Here is an 18,683-nt window from a genome sequence, read left to right on the forward strand (position 1 = left end):
GCCGTTATCCCTGCCTCGTAGCGCCCGTCGACACCCCGGCGGTGAGCCGCCAAAAGGTCGCCGGCCGAGGGACATCGACGCGGGGAACGTTCCTGAGCCGATCGGGGCGATCAATCTCCGCTCAACCGCGCCAGCGCCTCCTCGATCTTGGCGAGCCGCGCGGCCTCGGCCTCCCGGCGCTCGCGGTTCTCCTCGATGATCTCCTCGGGGGCGCGGGCGACGAAATCGGCGTTGCCGAGCTTGGCGTCGATCTTCCTGATCTCGCCTTCCGCCTTGCCCTTCTCCTTCGTGAGCCGGGCGACCTCCGCGGCAAGGTCCACCACGCCCTCCAAGGGCAGCGCGGCGACGCTGCCGCGCACCAGAAGCTGAACCGAGTTCCTCGGCGGCGTTTCCGTAAACGTGATCTCCGACAGCCGCGCAAGGCGCAGCAGCGTGTCCCGCCACGCCGCGACCCGGGCCCGGACCTCGGGGACGGCGCCGACCATCACCAGGGGGATCTGCGCCGCGGCCGGCACGTTCGTCTCGGAACGGGCCGAGCGGACCTGGGTGACCAGATCGACCACGAAGCCGACCTCGGCCTCGGCGGCCGCGTCGGCGAGGCCGCCGAGGTCCGGCCAGGCGGCGAGGGTCAGGAGGCCACGGTCGGGCAGGCCGGCGCCCTTGATCGCCCACAGCTCCTCCGTGAGGAACGGCATGAACGGGTGCAGGAGCTTGGCGACCTGATCGATCAGGAACGCCACGCTCGCCTGCGTCTCGGCCCGGACGGCCGGATCGACGCCCTCGCCCTGCAGCACCGGCTTGGCCAGCTCCAGGTACCAATCACAGAAGATGTTCCAGACGAAGCGATAGGCGGCCCCCGCCGCGTCGTTGAACCGGTAGGCGTCGAGCGCCGCCGTCACCTCGTCCACCGCCCGGGCGGCCTCGGTGAGCGCCCAGCGGTTGATCGCCCCGGTTGCCTTCCGCGGGTCGAAGGCGGGATCGAGACGGCAACCGTTCAGCTCGGCGAAGCGCGCGGCGTTCCAGAGCTTGGTCGCGAAGTTGCGGTAGTCCCTGACCCTGTCCTCCGACAGCTTGATGTCGCGGCCCTGGACGGCCAGCGCGCACAGGGTGAAGCGCAGGGCATCCGCCCCCATCTTCTCGATCAGCTCCAGGGGATCGACGACGTTGCCCTTCGACTTCGACATCTTCGCACCCGACGCGTCCCGCACCAGGGTGTGCAGGTAGACGGTGTCGAACGGGGCCCGGTCGGTAAGGTGCAGGCCCATCATCATCATCCGGGCGACCCAGAAGAACAGGATGTCCTTGCCGGTCACCAGGGTGTTGGTCGGGTAGTAGCGCGCGAGTTCCGGGGTCGAATCCGGCCAGCCGAGCGTCGAGAACGGCCAGAGCGCCGAGGAGAACCACGTGTCGAGGACGTCCTCGTCGCGGTTCAGCCGCACCGGCCGGCCGTGCTTCGCCTCGGCCTGGGCCAGAGCCTCGGCCTCGCTCTCGGCCACGAAGACCGCGCCCTCGTGGTCGTACCAGACCGGGATCTGATGGCCCCACCAGAGCTGGCGCGAGATGCACCAGGGCTCGATGTTGGTGAGCCACTGGAAGAAGGTCTTTTCGTAGTTCTCGGGCACGAACTTGGTCTGCCCGTCGCGCACCGCCTGGAGGGCGCGCTCGGCCAGCGGCTTGACGTTCACGTACCATTGGTCGGTGAGATAGGGCTCGATGACCACGCCGGAGCGGTCGCCGTGGGGCACGGCGTGCGTGTTCGGCTCGATCAGGCGCAGGCGCTCACGCGCCTCCATCAGGGCGACGACCGCCTTTCGGGCCTGCGCCCGGTCGAGGCCGTGAAGCGCCAGGGCCTCCGGCTCGGGCGAGGTCCCGTCGAGGAAGGCAGCGTTGCCGTCGAGCAGCATCCGCCCCTCGGGGTCGAGGACGTTGATCAGGCCGAGCCCGTGCCGCCGGCCGACTTCGAAATCGTTGAAATCGTGCGCCGGGGTGATCTTGACCGCGCCGGTACCCTTCTCCGGGTCGGAATACTCATCGGCCACGATCGGGATCAGGCGGCCGACCAGGGGCAGGCGCACGCGCTGGCCGACCAGCGCCGCGTAGCGCGCGTCCCCGGGATGGACCGCGACGCCGGTATCGCCCAGCATCGTCTCCGGACGCGTGGTCGCCACCGTGATGATGGCGCCGGTCTCGGCGCCGGTCTCGTCGACGACGGGATAATCGAAGTGCCAGAGATGGCCCTTCACCTCGACCTGCTGGACCTCCAGGTCCGAGATCGCCGTCTGGAACTTCGGGTCCCAATTCACCAGCCGCTTGTCGCGGTAGATCAGGCCCTGCCGGTGCAGGTCCACGAAGGTCTTGAGCACGGCGCGGCTCAGGCCCTCGTCCATGGTGAAACGTTCCCGCGACCAGTCGCAGGAGGCGCCCAGCCGCTTCAGCTGGTTGACGATGGCGCCGCCGGATTCCGCCTTCCAGGCCCAGATTTTCTCGAGGAAGGCCGCGCGGCCGATTTCCCTGCGGCCCGGCTCGTTGGCCTGCGCCATGCGGCGCTCGACCACCATCTGGGTGGCGATGCCGGCGTGATCCGTGCCCGGCTGCCAGAGCACGTCCTTGCCGCGCATGCGCTCGAACCGGCAGAGCACGTCCTGGAGCGTGTTGTTGAGGGCGTGGCCCATATGCAGCGATCCCGTCACGTTCGGCGGCGGGATCACGATGCAGTAGGGGGGGGCGCTGGCGCGCTCGGGCCGGCCGGCGCGGAAGGCCCCCGCCTCGTCCCAGGCGGCGGAGATCCGCGCCTCGGCGGAGGCGGGCTCGAAGGTCTTGTCCATCATCGCGGATACGGGTGGCGCTTGTCCAACAGGGTTGGACCCGCTTTCGACCGTCGGGCCGCTCCCGTCAACACGCCGGCGGCGGCGCGACGCCCGCACCGCCGGGGACAGGGCTCAGCGGCCGCGCGAGACCCGCTCGATCTCGGCGCGCACCAGCCGCTCGACCACGGCCGGCAGGTTGTCGTCGAGCCAGGATTTCAGCATCGGCCGGAGCATCTCCTTGACGAGATCCTCCAGGGTCCGGGCATTCTGGGTCAGGACGGTGTGGGCGAGCAGGTTGAAGGCACTGCCGACGCTGGCATCGGTCGCCGGCGAAACCAGGGCCTCGGGTGCCGGCTCGGCCGGCCGCGGCGCCTGGACCGCCGCCGGCGGGGGCGGGGGCGCGGGCGGCGGTGCGGGTGGCTCGGGAATCGGCTCGGGCTCGGCGAAGGCCGACGCGTCGAAGTCGATCGTGTCGAAATCGAGCGGCTCGGGCTCCGGCACGACGGCGCGGGGACGCGCCACCGGCTGGGCGACCTCGGCGAGGTCGAGCACGTCATCCGGCTCCGGCTCCGGCTCGGGGGCGACTTCGACCGGCTTGGTGGCCTGGTCGTCGGCGATGATCCTCCGGATCGAGGCCAGGATCTCTTCCATCGAAGGCTCCTGCGCCTTATCGGCAGCCTTGTCCTGGAATTTCGAGTCCGGGATTTTGGGGCTAGCTGCACTCATCGGCAGGTGCACTCGGGCATGGGAGACTGGAATGTGACCCGAACGGGTCGGTGTTCAATCAGTATTCCAGGCCGTTTCACCGCGGCAAGCGCGCCCGCAACACACTCCCCGTGGAAAAGGCGTCAGCGCCCGTCGGGTGTGCGCAGGCCGAACCACAGATCCTTGACCTGATCGTAGTGAACCTTGGCGCTGTAGTACTCGACCGGCAGGGCCGTGAACCGGGCGGTGAGCTGTCCGATCGCCTGGACCACGCCGTAGGAGTAGATCACGCGGTCGCGCTGGGCGACGATCAGGTTCACCCGCGAGGTCAGGAGCTCCTGCTGTGCGTTCAACACGTCGAGGGTCGTGCGCTGGCCGACGCGGGCTTCCTCGCGCACGCCGTTCAGCGCCACCTCGTTGGCCTGGACCTGCGCCTGGGCGGCGATGACCTGCGCCTTGGCCGCTTCGAGCCGGCCCCAGAAATCGACGATCTGCGCGCGCACCTGGTCGCGGACCTGATCCACCTGGATGCGGGCCTGATCGACCTGCTCCTTCGCCTGCCGGATCTGCGCGTAGGTCTGGCCGCCCTCGTAGATCGGGATGTTCAGCTTGCCGCCGACGAAACCGACGAAGTAAGCCTGGTTCGGGCCGGTCTGGTCGTAGACCTGGCTGAGCGAGCCCTGCAGGCTCAGGTTCGGGGCCAGCTGGCCCTCATAAACCTTCACCTGCGCTTCCGCCGCGTCGACGGAGTGAATGGCCGATACGATCTGCGGGTGCTCGCGCAGGCCGACGGCGATAGCCGAATCCAGCGAGCCCGGCACGAACCGGTCGAGCGGGCGTCCGGGCGCGAGCTGGCGCGGCTCGACGCCGATGTTCTGCCGATAGATGCCGATGCTGGTCCGGAGGGCCGATTCGGCGGAGCTGACCTGCGAGCGCGCGCCGGCGAGCCGGGCCTCGGCCTGGGCGACGTCGGTGCGGGTCACCTCGCCGACATTGAAGCGGTCGCGGGTCTGCCGGAGCTGCTCCTCCAGGACCTCGACGTTGTTCCGGTTGAGCTCGAGGGTGGCGGTGTTGCTCAGGACGTTCATATACGCCTGGACGGCGTTGTAGAGGACCGTGAGCTCCGTGTAGCGCAGGGTCTCGCGCTGGCTGTAGACGGTCGATTCGGCGCGGCGCGTCAGGTTGTCGGTCTGGAAGCCGTTGAAAAGCGTCTGCGTGACGGTGAGGCTCGCCGTCGATGGGAGGTAGGTCTCTCGGAGCGTCCGGCTCGAGGTGACGGCTTGGGTCGTGGTCGCCGTCGAGGACGTCGAGACACCGCCGCCGGACCCCGTTGAACCGCTCGTCCCCGATGAGACACCGGAGGTCGACGTGCCGGTCGTCCCGATGCCGGTCGTACCCGTCGACGTGCCGACGCCGGTCGTGCCCGCCGAGGTCCCGGACGTGCCGCCGATGGACGTGCCAGTGCTCGCCGTCGTCGCGCCGGTGGACGCTGCGCCGGCGGCGGCCGCGACCGTGCTGCCACTGCGGGTCTGGAGATATTGCACCCCGATCGAGGCGCCGACATTGACCTGCGGCCGATACCCGGATTGGGCGATCGCCACGTTCTCGTCGACCGCGCGCACGCCCGCGCGGCCCGCATTCAAGGTTGGATTGCCCTGATAGGCCTTCGCAAGAGCGCTCTCCAGCGTCTCGGCGGTGGCCGGGGCCGCTGCCGAGATCGCGAGACCGGACACCATCATCCCGACCGTGCGGAATGTGGAGCGACTCGCTGGCGGACGTCGTGTCACGATGAACAAGCCCTTCCGGCCTCTTCCGATCCGAATACGCGCAAAGCAAACAGCCAAGGTACGGCGTTCCGCTGGAATTCGATCAAGCCCACCCCACCGTCACGCTTAGCGCAAATCCCTCGCTTTGGCTCGGGCTGGTGGGTTGGGGGAGTCAGAATGTGCGGGGGTTGGGGCATTAAGGTGACACACCGACCGCCAGCGGACTGTTCGTGGTGCGGGTGTCCGAAGTGTGGCTCCGACGCGCTCGGTCGAGACCCGGATCCGATGGGCGCCGACCGGCGCATCGGCTGTCCCAGGGGGAGGCGACCCGCCTCGACGCTGCGAACATCCCGGAGCGCCGTGGCCGCCTTCCGCAGCCGTGCCGCCCCCACAGACTGCGCCCGCGGCCGCCTCGAGCGTGCCCGTGACGGTGTGGCCATCGCTGCGTTGACCCGTGTATCGCTCCGGGTGTCGTGGGGGCAGGGGGACGTGCCTGTGTCACCGCGCATCGCCGCGTGCGGGCGTCCTCCCGCCTGTGGCACGCCTGAATCGATCGGGCGCATCGTCGCGCAAGCCTGCGATCCAGGCGTTTTCGATAGCTATAGGGATGCGTGGGATTGATCGCTTCACACCTGATCGCCGCCCGTGATATCGATATCAGGGCTGCAAGACTGGAATTTCGATCATCCGCCGCTCGCAGGAATGCCGGCCTTGATCAGGCAAGAACAGCCGCCCGAAGCCGGCCATCGTTCCAAAACGCCCTCGTCCTCGAGCTGAAGCATCATGCAGATTGAGTTGATCGGGGTCATCGCCTTCGTCGTCGGGCTCATCAGCCTGGGACGCGGCCCCGGATTTTCGGTCTACATGATCTTCCTCAGTACGCTCCTTGGCGCGTCGGCGGCGGCGATCCTTACCTTCCTGGGCGGAGCGAGCCTGCAGCCGGCACATCTCATGCTCCTCTTCGTCCTGCTGAAGATCGGCTCCAATCCCTATCGGCTCGCGGACGGCCTCTCCTCCCTCAGTTTTCCGCGCCCGGGCTTCTGGCTTCTCATCACAGTGCTGTATTCGTTGGTCGGAGCGGTGTTGCTTACGCGACTGTTCGCCGGAAGCACCAACGTCTACGCGATCGCGCGCCTCGGTGATGGCGTGCGGATCGCGCTGGTGCCATTGGTTCCGACGACCGGAAACATAACACAAAGCCTATATTTTGCTTCAGACCTTTTGACTTATGTCGCATTCTACGCCTGTTCCCGCGAATTGGGGTCGCGAAATCTTGAGGTGCTCTGTTCCGCCGTGGTGGTCTGTGCCTTCGCGAACTTCGCGTTCGGATTGATCGACGTCGCGACCTATCTGACCGGTACCGGAGAATTGTTGTCGTTCCTCCGGAATGCGGGCTATACAATGCTCGTCGAGGTCGAGATGGCCGGCTTCAAGAGAGTGGTCGGCTCATTCTCCGAAGCCTCCACCTACGGGTCGGCGTCGCTGTTCTTCTTCACATTCACGGGTCGGTTGTGGCTCGAAGGGGTCTTTCCCCGCAGAGCCGGCATTGCGGCCGCGGTGTCGCTGATCGCGGTCATCGCCTCCACGTCCACCACGGCCTATGCCGGGCTGGCGATCGTCGTGGCTTTTGAATACCTGACCTGCTTGTACATGCTCGTCATTCATCGCAACTCCACGAGAAACGCGACGATCTTCATATTTCTCGGCCCGTTCGTCGTGGTGTTCATCGTCATGTTCGCCGCCCTTCAGGAAGCCGTCTGGACGGCGGGCCAGAACATCTACCAAGCCGCATTTTCGGAGAAGCTGAGTTCGGACTCTGGCGTCGAGAGAAGCTCCTGGAATTACCAAGGGCTGCAAAACCTCTTTGAAACCCATGGGCTCGGGGTTGGCGTGGGCAGCACGCGCACGTCCAGCTGGCCCCTCGCGGTCCTCGCAAGCCTCGGGGTCATCGGGACGATCACCTATCTGGCTTTTGTCCTCCTATTCTTCTTCGCGCGGCCTGCCAGCGATGGACGGACGAAGAGCTTTCAGAAGGCCACGCGCTCGGCGTGCATCAGCCAGGTGGTGTTATCGTCGATCGGCTCGCCCTTCGTCGATCTCGGATTGCTGTTCTTTATCTGCGCCGGCATGTCGATGGCCGTCAGTGAGAGCGAACAGAGCGCGTCCGCAGTGCCGGCCGGGATAAAGCCGCGGCGCGTGCCGGCCACGTGAGGGCCGTCCGATCCGGATCCTCGAGGCCGAGGCAAGGCAAGCCCCGGGAACAGCCCTGCCGGCGGGCCCGCTTGGGATGACGTCCTGACCGATCCGGTTCCGGCCATGATGACGCTCCGGCCGGGGCGTCCCTGTCTAAACTTCGACGAGCCGCTGGCGGCCCTGACAATCAGGCTCGCTGCGCCACCTTGCCGAACGAATAGTATTTATGAAGGTAAAAGCTGATCAGGATCGGACTCGCGACGCCGATGAAGTGGGCGACGTCCTCCACGTGCCAAGTGAACCCGAGCATCGGGAACAGCGCGCGCGCCAAGCTGCTGCTGACACCGAGCACGATCAGGAAGCTGACGACATTGACCAGAGCAAACCGCCCGTATTCGCCGAGCCAGTGACCCGTGGATGTGAAGACGTAGCGCCGTGCCAGGACGAAAGCCAGGTTCAGGCCGATGAGGTAGGCCACGATGACGGCCAGCTCGTACACGACGACGAAGCTCAGCAGCCACCGGCTCACGAGGTTGACCAGGGCCGCGGTGCCGCCCGTGACCACGAAGCTGGCGAGCTGCCGCCTGTCGCTCTGTCGGGTGGCCGCTGCGCTCATGCCGAGATCCCCGCGCCCATCGCGTTGGCGCGCCGGACGCTCGGCGACATCCCACGGTCTTCCGGGCAGGCGAAGGGGATGTCGGCGATGGGAAGTCGGGCGTTCGACCCCTGCGCGGTGGGCAGAGGCGCGGCGAAACCGCGCTCGCGGAGCGGCTGGGCGCGGACCAGCGCACCGACCCCGGCAAGCCTGTCCTGCCGGTCGTCATCGACGGCGATGTCGGCCACAAAGGCGTCGATATCGGGGTGGTGTTTTTTCAGGATCGCGGCGTTCGCGGTGGCTTTGTCGACCATCGCGATGGCGGTGAAGCCGCCTGCCTGGACGAACGGGATCGGGTTCTGACCGACGAGGCCCGCACCGCTCGTGATCACAATCCGCCCCATCCGCGAGAATCTCTCGATACAAGCCGAACCGTGCGGGACCCCTATCGAATATGCCGCAGGTCAACAAGGACGTACCCGCGTTCGGTGGCGCTTTATTGAATTGTGTCGCAACGAATTAGCGTTACCGCAGTACGCGGATTGGCTCGGGCCGCGGTATAGATTGTGACTTCCGGACTGCTGAGTTGCCAGAATCGTCGCCGGTCGCGTGACGATCGGAAACTGATCCCAGTCCTCGATACGGCACTTTCCCTGGTGCTGAACCGGTACTTACTTCGTCGGCCAACGCTCCAACCCGGCGATCTCGCAGCGTCTCAGTTGTTACCGCCGCCACGCCAGGGCATTTTGGGTGGGACGCCTACCGCCCGAGCCTTGACATTTCCAGCGTGGGTAGCTCACGTATTCCTCGATGTACGGTTCTCCAATTTTCCACTGATTACCGAGGAAAATAGTAGAGAGCGGCCGGCTTAACAGTTGGAAACGACTTGCTGAGAGTGCCCGCATGAGCGCCGCGATTGCAGCGATCCGTGACGAGGGCGTGGGCGACGTTCCGCTCGTCGTCGACGTCGACGGCACGCTGATCAAGAGCGACCTGCTCTACGAGTCGGCGCTCCAGTTCTTGGCCCGCTTCCCGTTCGAGGCCTGGCGGCTGCCGCACTGGCTGTTCACCCGCGGCAGAGCCGAGCTCAAGCGGCATCTCGCCGAGCGCGCGGATCCGAGCATCGCGACGATCCCGCTGCGCGCTGAGACCATCGCGGTGATCCGGGACGCGCAATCGGCCGGGCGCCGCGTCTATCTCGCCTCGGCCTCCGACGGACGCCTCGTCGAGGCCCTGGCCGACCGGATCGGCGGGATCGCCGGCGTGTTCTCGACCGAGGCGGGCGTCAACCTGGCCGGTGCCGCCAAGGCCAGGCGCCTCGTGACGGAACTCGGCGAGAAAGGGTTCGACTACGTGGGCGACGCCCCCGTGGACTTTCCGGTGTGGCGGGCGGCGCGCAACGTACTGGCTGTCGCCCACGGCCGCGGTTTCTCCCGCAAGGTGATGGAGTCCTTCCCGGAGGCCCGCATCGTCGCCGTGCCGCGGGTCCGGCCCCGGGACATCGTCCGCGCGCTCCGCCCGCATCAATGGGCGAAGAACGCCCTCGTCTTCGTAGGGCTGGTGACCGGTCATCATTTCGATGCGCCGAGCACCCTCGAGTCCCTCACCGCCTTTCTGTGCTTCTGCATGGCGGCGTCGAGCGCGTATCTGATCAACGATCTGCTCGACCTTCCGGCCGACCGTGCCCACCCAAGCAAATCCCGGCGGCCCTTCGCGTCGGGGGCGGTGCCGGTCCTGTACGGGGTCGTCCTCGCGGCGCTCCTCGGCGCCGGGGCCTTCGCGGTGTCGTTCCTGCTGCCGCTGAAGTTCAGCTTGGCGCTCCTGATCTATCTCGTCCTGACGCTCGCCTACTCGTTCTATCTCAAGCGCCGGATGATGATCGATATCGTGGTGCTCGGCGGCCTCTACGCGATCCGCGTCTTCGGCGGCGTCGCCGCCCTCGGGCTGTCGCAGACGCCCTGGCTGCTGATGTTCTCACTCTTCCTCTTCACCAGCCTCGCCATCGTGAAGCGCTGTAGCGAGCTGACGGCCACCCTCCGGAACGAGACGCCCGGCGAGAAGCAGACGCTGAACGGCCGCAGCTACGGAGCGGACGATCTGCGCGTCCTGTTCCCCCTCGGCGCTGCAGCCGGCTACGGCTCCGTCTTCGTTTTCGCGCTGTACATGTCGAGCCCGGAGGTGGCCGCGCTCTACACGCACCCCAACCGGCTGTGGCTGATCTGCCCCCTGCTCATTTATTGGGTCAGCCGCATGTTCCTCCTCGCGAACCGTAACCAGCTCCACAGCGATCCGGTGGTCTACGCCCTGACCGATCGCATCAGCCTCGCGACGGGGGCCTGCGTCGCCGCCGTGCTGGCCATCTCCATCTGAACCCAGGCCCCCGACGTGCCAGAACCTGACCGCCCGCGCGTCCCGCTCAGCGGGTGGGGCCGGTACCCGCGCCGCGACTGCGATGTCGCGGCACCGGGCGACCCGGCCACCGTGGCGGCCGCGCGTTCCCCGAGCCTGCCGCTCATCGCCCGCGGCAACGGCCGCTCCTACGGCGATGCCAGCTTCGGCCCGGGCCTGACCCTCGACATGCGCCGCCTGGGCCGGCTCGTCGCCTTCGACGAGGCGACCGGGGTGCTGACCTGCGAGGCCGGCACGCTCCTGAGCGAGATCATCGCGGTGCTGACGCCGCGCGGCTGGTTCCCGCCGGTGACGCCCGGCACCAAGTTCGTGACCGTCGGCGGCATGGTCGCCTCGGACGTGCACGGCAAGAACCACCACGGGGCGGGCTCGTTCTGCGATCACGTCCTCTCGGTCCGCCTCGCACTGGGCGACGGGACGATCCTGACCTGCTCCCCGACGGAACATGCGGATCTCTTCGCCGCGACCTGCGGCGGAATGGGGCTGACCGGCACCGTGCTGACGGTGACCTTCCGGCTGATCCCGGTGCACTCGTCCAAGATCCTCCAGGAGACGGTCCGCGCGCCCGATCTCGCGACCGCGATCGATCTGTTCGAGGCGGGGGCCGCACGCACCTACTCGGTGGCCTGGATCGACTGCCTCGCCTCCGGGGCGGATCTCGGCCGGTCGGTGCTCATCTTCGGGGAGCACGCCACGCCCGCGGACATCGAGCCGGATCAGCGGGCGACGCCCTTCGCGCGCCCGGCCCCCCGCCGCAAACGCGTCCCAATGGATTTCCCCACGGTCGCCCTCAACCGGCTCTCGGTCTCGCTGTTCAACAAGGTCTACTACCGGCTCCAGACGCCGGGCCGGAAGGTCGTCGACATCGATCCGTACTTCTACCCGCTCGACGCCATCCAGGACTGGAACCGGATCTACGGGCGCCACGGCTTCGTCCAGTATCAGTGCGTGCTGCCCCTTGAAACGAGCCGGGACGGGCTGACGGCGCTCCTCACGGAGATCGCCCGCGTCGGGCAGGCCTCCTTCCTGGCGGTGCTCAAGCGGCTCGGGCGCGAGTCGTTCGGCTACCTTTCCTTCCCGCGGGAGGGCTATACCCTGGCCCTCGACTTCCCGGCCCATGCCGACACCTTCGCGCTCCTTGAGCGGCTGGACCGGATCGTGATCGAGGGCGGCGGCCGGCTCTACCTCGCCAAGGACGCGCGGATGCGCGCGCCGATGCTGCGCTCCGGTTATCCCCGGCTGGAGCGCTTCGACGCCGTCCGGCGAAGCTACGGCCTCGATGGGCGTTTCCGATCGGCCCTCTCCGATCGCCTGGAGATCTAGTGTGACGCCATCGTCCGTCCTCATCCTCGGCGCGCGCTCGGATATCGGCCGCGCCGTCGCCCGGCGCTTCGCCCAGAGCGGCGCTTCGGTGATCCTCGCGGCCCGGCGCGCCGACGCCCTGGCCGACGAACTCGCGGATCTCAGGATCCGCTTCAAGGTCGCGGCCGAGGCGATCGAGTTCGACGTCACCGACGGGGAGGCCGAGCGCTTCTTCGACGCGCTCCCGGAACTGCCGCACATCGTCGTCATGGTCGTCGGCCTGCTCGGGGATCAGCCGCGCAGCGAGGCGGATCTCGACGCCGCGAGCGCCGTCATGGCGACCAATTACACCGGGCCGGCCTGCTACCTCCTGGCTGCGGCCCGGCGGATGGCGACCCGCGGCAGCGGCTGCATCGTCGGCATCAGTTCGGTCGCGGGCGACCGGGGTCGGCAATCCAACTACGTCTACGGCTCGGCCAAGGCCGGCTTCACCGCCTTCCTGGCCGGGCTGCGCAACCGCCTCTTCCGCCGGGGCGTTGCGGTTATAACGGTCAAGCCGGGCTTCGTGGCGACCGCGATGACCGCCGGCATGAAGCTCCCGCCGCTGCTGACCGCGCAGCCGGACGAGGTCGGACAGGCAATCTTCACGGCCGTGACCAAGGGCAAGGACACGATCTACGTCCGGCCGATCTGGCGGGTGATCATGGCGGTGATCCGGAACGTGCCGGAAATCGTGTTCAAGCGGCTCTCTATGTAATGTACAGGATTCTTATCGACGTCATCTCTATCGCTGATGAAGTGATTACCAGGTGGTTGTCGTCGATATCGTCCACTTTCGGCTGAGCGTTCGTGGATGGTGTGGCGACGGCGCACTTATGATTGCGCGGATCGTCGGCATCGGAGCGTGATTTCGAGCCCTGTGTTTGCGCGAAACGCAGATTGGATCCCTCGTCGGTTCGCGTCGGGGCAGGTTTGCCGCACCGCGGGGTAATGAGACGGGTCGAACGTCCAGCCGTCGCCGCGGGGCTGCCCGGCCGCAGTCGAGACCGCACGGGCTGCCCGCGCCGGCTTGGGCGACACCAGGCCTCAGCACGGTTCGGGACTTGATAAATCCGGGCTTTGCCGTAAGCCGTCTCCGGTCGCCAGCGCCGAAGATTGACAGAAAAACCTCCTATCCCGCGTCGAGTATTTCAGCTCCCGCTTGGAACGGCTGCTCATGCATTGGAACGACGAATTCCGGCGATCGATGCTTTCAAGACAGAGGTTGCCCTGGGAGATCATTGATCGTGTTTCAATATGCCTGTTCAGATCTGCATATTCTCATCGCTTAATCCTGAGAGAGAGAAATTAGATGGCGAGTCTGGTTGTCGGCATTCCGAGTTCGGGTCGGAAAGAGTTGTTGAGCCGCACGATCGAGCATCTCAGCCAGCAGGTTCTGCGTCCCGACAAAGTGATCCTCTGCACGCCGGAGGATGAAGAGTGTCAGACGCCGGAATACGACCCGACATTGAACCTGATTCATGTCCAGGCCCCGAAGGGATCCTGCTCGCAGCGCAACGCGATGCTGGACATGTTGAAGGGCGAGGACGGGATCCTGCTCATCATCGACGACGACTTTTTCGTGCACCCGACCTATCTCGCCGCGATCAAGACGATCATGCTGGCCCGTCCGGATATCGCGCTGGCCAACGGCTTCATCATCAAGGACGGGATCATCGGTCCCGGCATCCCGGTGGCGGAGGCGAACAGGATGCTGGAGGAGACGCAGCATGATCCCGCGCGCCCGGTGACCGTGCAGGAGAAGATCGTCGGCTACGGCTGCAACATGGCGATTCGGCTCGAACACGCCAGGAGCGTCCGGTTCGACGAGAATCTGCCGCTCTATGGCTGGCTGGAGGATGTCGACTTCTCGCACCAGCTCAGCAGAACCGGGAAGATCGTCGATGTGTCCGCGGTCGCGGGCGTCCATCTCGGGATCAAGATGGGTCGTACGCCCGGAAAGAAGTTCGGATACTCGCAGATCGTCAATCCGATCTATCTGATCCAGAAGGGGAGCATGAAGAAGAGACATGCGCTGTTCCTCATGCTGCGGAACATGGCGATGAACGTGACGCGCAGTGTTTCTCCGGAGCCGTATCTCGACAGGAGAGGCAGGCTGTTCGGCAACATTCTCGGACTGTGCGATGTGATCCGCGGTCGGATCAATCCGCAGGCGGTCGCCCTATTGGATCGACCGAGACCGGGCGAGCGCATGGTCCTGTAGGACTGAACGCGAGCGCCTGGATGAAACCGATGCGGCAAGCAACGTCTTCCAGAGGGCCAGATCTGCGCGACGCCGGGTCTTGCTGCGGTGACGAGCGGGCGTCGAATGCCGGTCCTCCGGCTCCTTTCTCAGTGTCCGGGGGTGGGGTGCATTTGCAGGAGCCGCGCAGGGGGCTTGTCGGGGCCGTGTCGTGTGATCTGGTCGGGATTGGTGTGATGTATGAGATCTTAACGTTAAGAGTAGACCGCTAAATCATGTTGATGGTCCGAAAAGCCCGCTTTCACGGATCGGTCAGGCTTAATATTGTTGGCACACCAATCAACGGATTGATTTGCCCTATTTCAGCCGACGTCAAGCAAGAGTCGCCGGCTCGGTGGCCGGAGGCCGGTGTAGAGATCCTGCACAGATCGTCAGGAAATGTCATGCTGTTGAGATCGAGAAAATCTTTGTTGGCATCGTGCCGAAATCCTATATTTGGTGATGAAACGGCCGCTCTATAGGCTGAGGACCGGAGTTATCGAATGGCCGATGTGGATGTCGTCGACAGGATTTCCGGTCTGATGGGGGGGCGGTCGCGCGTCAGATCGCTCGTCAACAGGCTGGGCTACGATACGACGGATTGGGTTCGGACGGTCATGTACCGGGAGTGCTTCTCGTTCATCGAGAGCCTGTCCCCGCATCGGCTCGATACGCTCGAAATCGCGGCCGGTCCGCAGTGGAAGCGCAGATTTCAATTCAAGTCCTATACCGCGGCCGATTATCCGGAATTCGATATCTGCGAGGGTCGGCTCGACCGGACGTTCGATCTCATTATCGCCGATCAGGTCTTCGAGCACCTGAAATGGCCGCAGCGCGCGGGTAAGAACGTCTTCTCCATGCTCAAGCCGGGCGGCACCTTCATCGTCACCACGCCGTTCCTGATCCGGCTGCACGACAGCCCGATCGATTGCTCGCGCTGGACCGAGACGGGGATGTCCTATCTCCTGCAGGAATGCGGCTTCGAGGCGCAGAACATCAAGACCGCCTCCTGGGGCAACCGGGCCTGCGTGCGCGCCAACTTCCGCCGGTGGCCGCGATACGGCTGGTACAAGCCGCTCCATAACGAGAAGAACTTCCCCGTCACGGTCTGGGCGTTTGCCCGACGCTGACCCGGTCGCCCTAGAGGGGCACTGAGACAGAGTCTGGGCCGGCGCCGACGAGGCGCCGGCCGATTGGCGCCGTGATCGGCGCCGGGGCGCAGCCTCCGGATGGCCTGCCCGGGGGGCTCAGGCCGTCGCCTCGGGACCTTCGGTGAATTCCCGCCACAGCAGCACGAGGGCCGCCATCACGGCCGGGCCGAGGAACAGGCCGAGCAGCCCGAAGGTCTCCACGCCGCCGAGGATGCCGAGCAGCACCCACAGGAACGGGAGCTTCGTGGTGCCGCCGATCAGCGCGGGCCGGACGAAGTGGTCGGCCGCGAAGGTGACGACGAGGCCGGCCACCGCCACCACGATGGCGGCCTTCGTCGCGCCGGCCGCCACCAGGAGGATGGCCGCGATGGCGATGGCCAGGGCGGCGCCGAACGGGATCATGGCCGCCACGGCGGTGAAGGCGCCGAGCAGGACCGGGTGCGGCACGCCGGCGAAGTAGTAGACGATCCCGAGAATGAACCCTTCTCCGAGGCCGACCAGGACCAGACCGTCGACGGTGCCGTGAACCGAGGCGACCATCTGGCGGGCGACCCGCTCGCCGCGCGGGCCGAACAGGCGGTGACAGGCGGTCAGCGACTCGTCCCGCACGGTCCGCCAGTCGCGGAAGAGGAAGAACAGGGCCACGAGGCTGAAGCCGAACAGAACGATCCGGTGCATCACCTCGCGCCCGAAATTGCGGGAGGCCCCGATCACGGAATTGTTCTCGAACCGGTGCAGCAGGTCCGAGCCGGCCTGGGCGTGGCCGAGGTTGTTGTTCCACCAATCGGTCGCCTGTGCGGCTCCGTAGGGCAGGTGCTGGAGAAATTCCGGCGCCGGAACGCCGTTCGCCTCGGCGTTGCGGACGAAATCGGCCACGTCGTGGGCCTCCCGGGCCGCCTGAACGCCCAGGATGGCCAGGGGGGCCAGGAAGACCAGCGCCACCGCTACCGTCATCAGGCTCGGCAGGAGGATGTTGTGCTTGCCCGGCGGGAACCGGTGCTCCAGGCGGGCATAGAGCGGCCACAGGGCGATCGCGAGCACCAGCGCCCAGGCGAGGGCCGGGAGGAACCCGTGCAGTATCCAGAGGCCGAGGGCGGAGAGCGCCAGGACCAGCAGCACGCGGGCCGCGCCCTGCGAGCGGGCGCGCTCGTGCGGCGGTCCGTCCTGGAGTGCCGGAGGCGGCGCCTCGATCCGCGCCGGCGGGGCGAGGGGCTTTGTGATCGGTGGCATCCGTCTGATCTCCTGGGGACGCGCGGTCGGTCGCGCCCGTTCGCTCGGGCCTGCGCCGCCGTACGGTACGCACGTCTTCGCACGCGGCGGCGTGTGATTGTGGACACGCGCTGAAACGCCGGGGAACCGCTGCGGTTGCCGCCCCTGATACCCTCGTGTAGAGGTCGCCGCCATTCAGTGGGGCCGTGTATCGGGGCCCGCAGACGCGTAGGATGACCGCGCGGGGTGCGCGCGCCGGGCTGCCCGGCGCCAGGGGGCGCCCCGCCCGACCGATCCGGAATCCGACCAGCCCGCGAGAAGACATGTCCGACGAGCCCGCCCACGGCAGCGCCACCTTCGAGCGCGTGGCCGACATTATAGCCGAGACCGCCGACATCCCCCGGGACAAGATCACCCCCGAGAGTCACGCCATCGACGACCTCGGCATCGACAGCCTCGCCTTCCTCGACATCGCCTTCGCGGTCGACAAGGCGTTCGGGATCAAGCTGCCCCTGGAGCGCTGGACCCAGGAGGTCAACGAGGGCAAGGTCCCGGCAGAAGAGTATTTCGTCCTCAAGAACCTGTGCGCGCGCATCGACGGCCTGGTGGCCGAGAAGGCCGCCAAGGTCTGAGGCCGGCAGCCCGGTCCGCCCCGCCATGCGCCTCGAATATTTCGAGATGATCGATTCCGTGCGGCTCCTCGACCGGGCCGCCGGCCGCATCGAGGCGCTCGCCCGGGTGCCCCTGGAGAGCCCGGTCTTCGAGGGGCACTTCCCCGGCCATCCCCTGGTGCCCGGGGTGCTCCTCACCGAGACGATGGCGCAGGCCTCGGGCTATCTCGTGCTCGCCCATCTGGACTTCGCCCGGATGCCGTTCCTCACCGGGGTCGACAAGGCCCGGTTCCGGTCCTTCGTCGGGCCGGGGGCGGATCTCGTGGTGACGGCGCATCTGGAGCATGACGGCTCAGGCTATGCGGTGACCAAGGCCGCGATCAGCCACGCCGGGAAGGCGCTGTGCGACGCGGAGCTGCGCTTCCGGACCATGCCGTTCCCGGATGGGCTCGACGCGCCGATGCGCGCCCGCGCCCGGGCGATCGGCCTGTTCCCGGACCCGGTGCAGCCGTGAGCCGCCCCGTCGTCGTCACCGGCCTCGGCCTGGTCTCCTGCGCGGGCGAGGGCGTCGAGGCCCACCTCGTCGCCCTCGACGCGGGGGTCGCGCCCCGCACCGACGCCGAGACCTTCGCGCCCTACCCGGTCCATCCCGCGCCGGCGATCGTCTGGGACGGACAGATCCCCAAGCGCAGCGACCAGCGCCAGATGGAGGCGTGGCAGCGCCTCGGCGTCTACGCGGCGGGCCTCGCCCTCGACGCGGCCGGCGTGAAGGACGACGCCGCCTTCAAGCAGGCGCTCCACCTCGTGGTGGCGGCGGGCGGCGGCGAGCGCGACTACGCGGTCGACGGGGCGATCCTGACGGGGCTGCGGGATGCCGCCGATCCGGGCGCCTACCTGAACGAGCGGCTGCAGAACGACCTGCGCCCGACCCTGTTCCTCGCCCAGCTCTCCAACCTGCTGGCCGGCAACATCGCCATCGTGCACGGGGTCACGGGGGCGTCGCGCACCTTCATGGGCGAGGAATCCGCCGGGGTCGACGCCCTGCGGATCGCCCAGGCGCGGGTGGCCTCCGGCCAGATCGACGCGATCCTGGTCGGCGGTTCGTACAGCGCCGAGCGGCCCGACGTGCTGGTGATCCACGAGATGGGCGGCTACCTCGCCCGGGACGCGTTCCGGCCGGTCTTCGAACGCGCGGGGCGGGGCGGGTTCATCCTCGGCAGCTGCGCGGCTTTCCTGATGCTCGAATCGGAGTCCCACGCCGCCGCCCGCGGCGCCCGGCCGCTCGCCCGGCTCGACCCGGTGGCGAGCGACCGCACCCGGCGCGCTCCGGGCAGCGTCGCCGGCAGCCTCGAAGCCCTGTGGGGGCAGGCGGGACTCGTGGCTCCGGACCGGGTCCTGTCCGGCGCGACCGGGGTGGTGCCGATCACCGCGGAGGAGCGGGACACCCTGGCGCGGCTCGCCCCCGGGGCGCACCTGTGCGCCCTCGGCGACGTGATCGGGCACGGGCTCGAAGTGGCGGCCCCCTTCGGGGCGGCCCTGGCGGCCGCCCTGGTCGCCGCCGGCCGCGCCCGCGAGGTCGTCGTGACGACGGTCGGGCATCGCCGCGGCGAGGGCGTCCTCCGCGTCGTTCCGGCCTGACCGGTCCCGGTCTGCA

General features: G+C 67.4%; 15 protein-coding genes. 9 read left to right on the forward strand and 6 right to left on the reverse strand.

Annotated features, from left to right (window positions below; all coding sequences use genetic code 11):
- Positions 1 to 110: 110 nt before the first annotated feature.
- The 3 genes from AC3IF1_RS08255 to AC3IF1_RS08265 all read right to left on the reverse strand — a co-directional run bounded on the left by AC3IF1_RS08255 (position 111) and on the right by AC3IF1_RS08265 (position 5,248).
- The gene (locus tag AC3IF1_RS08255; RefSeq protein WP_489217131.1) at positions 111 to 2,828 is read right to left on the reverse strand and encodes a valine--tRNA ligase; all 2,718 of its coding nucleotides are present in this window, start codon (positions 2,826 to 2,828) and stop codon (positions 111 to 113) included.
- A gap of 111 nt (positions 2,829 to 2,939) precedes the next feature.
- Complete coding sequence (locus tag AC3IF1_RS08260) at positions 2,940 to 3,458, reverse strand: PopZ family protein (RefSeq protein ID WP_489217133.1); 519 nt, start codon at positions 3,456 to 3,458, stop codon at positions 2,940 to 2,942.
- 197 nt (positions 3,459 to 3,655) lie between these two features.
- A complete protein-coding gene (locus tag AC3IF1_RS08265) occupies positions 3,656 to 5,248 on the reverse strand; it encodes a TolC family outer membrane protein (protein ID WP_489220353.1) in 1,593 nt (530 codons plus the stop codon).
- A gap of 813 nt (positions 5,249 to 6,061) precedes the next feature.
- Here AC3IF1_RS08265 and AC3IF1_RS08270 point away from each other — a divergent pair.
- A complete protein-coding gene (locus AC3IF1_RS08270) occupies positions 6,062 to 7,489 on the forward strand; it encodes a hypothetical protein (protein WP_489217135.1) in 1,428 nt (475 codons plus the stop codon).
- 169 nt (positions 7,490 to 7,658) lie between these two features.
- Here AC3IF1_RS08270 and AC3IF1_RS08275 read toward each other — a convergent pair whose 3' ends face one another.
- Both AC3IF1_RS08275 and AC3IF1_RS08280 read right to left on the reverse strand, forming a co-directional pair.
- The gene (locus tag AC3IF1_RS08275) at positions 7,659 to 8,087 is read right to left on the reverse strand and encodes a GtrA family protein (protein ID WP_243972360.1); all 429 of its coding nucleotides are present in this window, start codon (positions 8,085 to 8,087) and stop codon (positions 7,659 to 7,661) included.
- The gene (locus AC3IF1_RS08280; protein ID WP_489217137.1) at positions 8,084 to 8,470 is read right to left on the reverse strand and encodes a hypothetical protein; all 387 of its coding nucleotides are present in this window, start codon (positions 8,468 to 8,470) and stop codon (positions 8,084 to 8,086) included. The genes AC3IF1_RS08275 and AC3IF1_RS08280 overlap by 4 nt, the downstream gene beginning before the upstream one ends.
- A gap of 499 nt (positions 8,471 to 8,969) precedes the next feature.
- Here AC3IF1_RS08280 and AC3IF1_RS08285 point away from each other — a divergent pair, with 499 nt between their 5' ends.
- The 5 genes from AC3IF1_RS08285 to AC3IF1_RS08305 all read left to right on the forward strand — a co-directional run bounded on the left by AC3IF1_RS08285 (position 8,970) and on the right by AC3IF1_RS08305 (position 15,188).
- Positions 8,970 to 10,436 carry a UbiA family prenyltransferase gene (locus tag AC3IF1_RS08285; protein WP_489217139.1) on the forward strand — a complete coding sequence of 489 codons (1,467 nt, stop codon included), beginning with the start codon at positions 8,970 to 8,972 and terminating at the stop codon, positions 10,434 to 10,436.
- Positions 10,437 to 10,451: 15 nt separating this feature from the next.
- A complete protein-coding gene (locus AC3IF1_RS08290) occupies positions 10,452 to 11,798 on the forward strand; it encodes an FAD-binding oxidoreductase (RefSeq protein WP_489217141.1) in 1,347 nt (448 codons plus the stop codon).
- Entirely contained in the window at positions 11,755 to 12,534 is a 780-nt protein-coding gene (locus tag AC3IF1_RS08295; RefSeq protein ID WP_489217143.1) for an SDR family oxidoreductase, read from the forward strand. Before AC3IF1_RS08290 ends, AC3IF1_RS08295 begins: the two co-directional genes overlap by 44 nt.
- A gap of 642 nt (positions 12,535 to 13,176) precedes the next feature.
- Complete coding sequence (locus tag AC3IF1_RS08300) at positions 13,177 to 14,040, forward strand: glycosyltransferase family 2 protein (RefSeq protein WP_489217145.1); 864 nt, start codon at positions 13,177 to 13,179, stop codon at positions 14,038 to 14,040.
- A 521-nt stretch (positions 14,041 to 14,561) separates the two neighbouring features.
- Complete coding sequence (locus AC3IF1_RS08305; RefSeq protein WP_243966846.1) at positions 14,562 to 15,188, forward strand: class I SAM-dependent methyltransferase; 627 nt, start codon at positions 14,562 to 14,564, stop codon at positions 15,186 to 15,188.
- Positions 15,189 to 15,305: 117 nt separating this feature from the next.
- Here AC3IF1_RS08305 and AC3IF1_RS08310 read toward each other — a convergent pair whose 3' ends face one another.
- Positions 15,306 to 16,439, reverse strand: coding sequence for an AI-2E family transporter (locus tag AC3IF1_RS08310; RefSeq protein ID WP_243966847.1), 1,134 nt, complete (start codon positions 16,437 to 16,439; stop codon positions 15,306 to 15,308).
- Positions 16,440 to 16,741: 302 nt separating this feature from the next.
- Between AC3IF1_RS08310 and AC3IF1_RS08315 the strand changes: the two genes are divergently transcribed.
- Genes AC3IF1_RS08315 through AC3IF1_RS08325 form a run of 3 tightly spaced genes read left to right on the forward strand, consistent with a single transcriptional unit; the run spans position 16,742 to position 18,667 of the window.
- On the forward strand, positions 16,742 to 17,050 hold the full coding sequence (locus tag AC3IF1_RS08315; RefSeq protein ID WP_010683687.1) for an acyl carrier protein: 309 nt from the start codon (positions 16,742 to 16,744) through the stop codon (positions 17,048 to 17,050).
- A 25-nt stretch (positions 17,051 to 17,075) separates the two neighbouring features.
- Positions 17,076 to 17,543, forward strand: a complete 468-nt coding sequence (locus AC3IF1_RS08320; RefSeq protein WP_243966848.1) for a 3-hydroxyacyl-ACP dehydratase FabZ family protein — start codon at positions 17,076 to 17,078, stop codon at positions 17,541 to 17,543.
- Entirely contained in the window at positions 17,540 to 18,667 is a 1,128-nt protein-coding gene (locus tag AC3IF1_RS08325) for a beta-ketoacyl-ACP synthase (protein WP_489217148.1), read from the forward strand. Before AC3IF1_RS08320 ends, AC3IF1_RS08325 begins: the two co-directional genes overlap by 4 nt.
- The last annotated feature ends 16 nt before the right edge of the window (positions 18,668 to 18,683 follow it).

It is taken from the genome of Methylobacterium sp. E-012 (genome assembly GCF_057836545.1).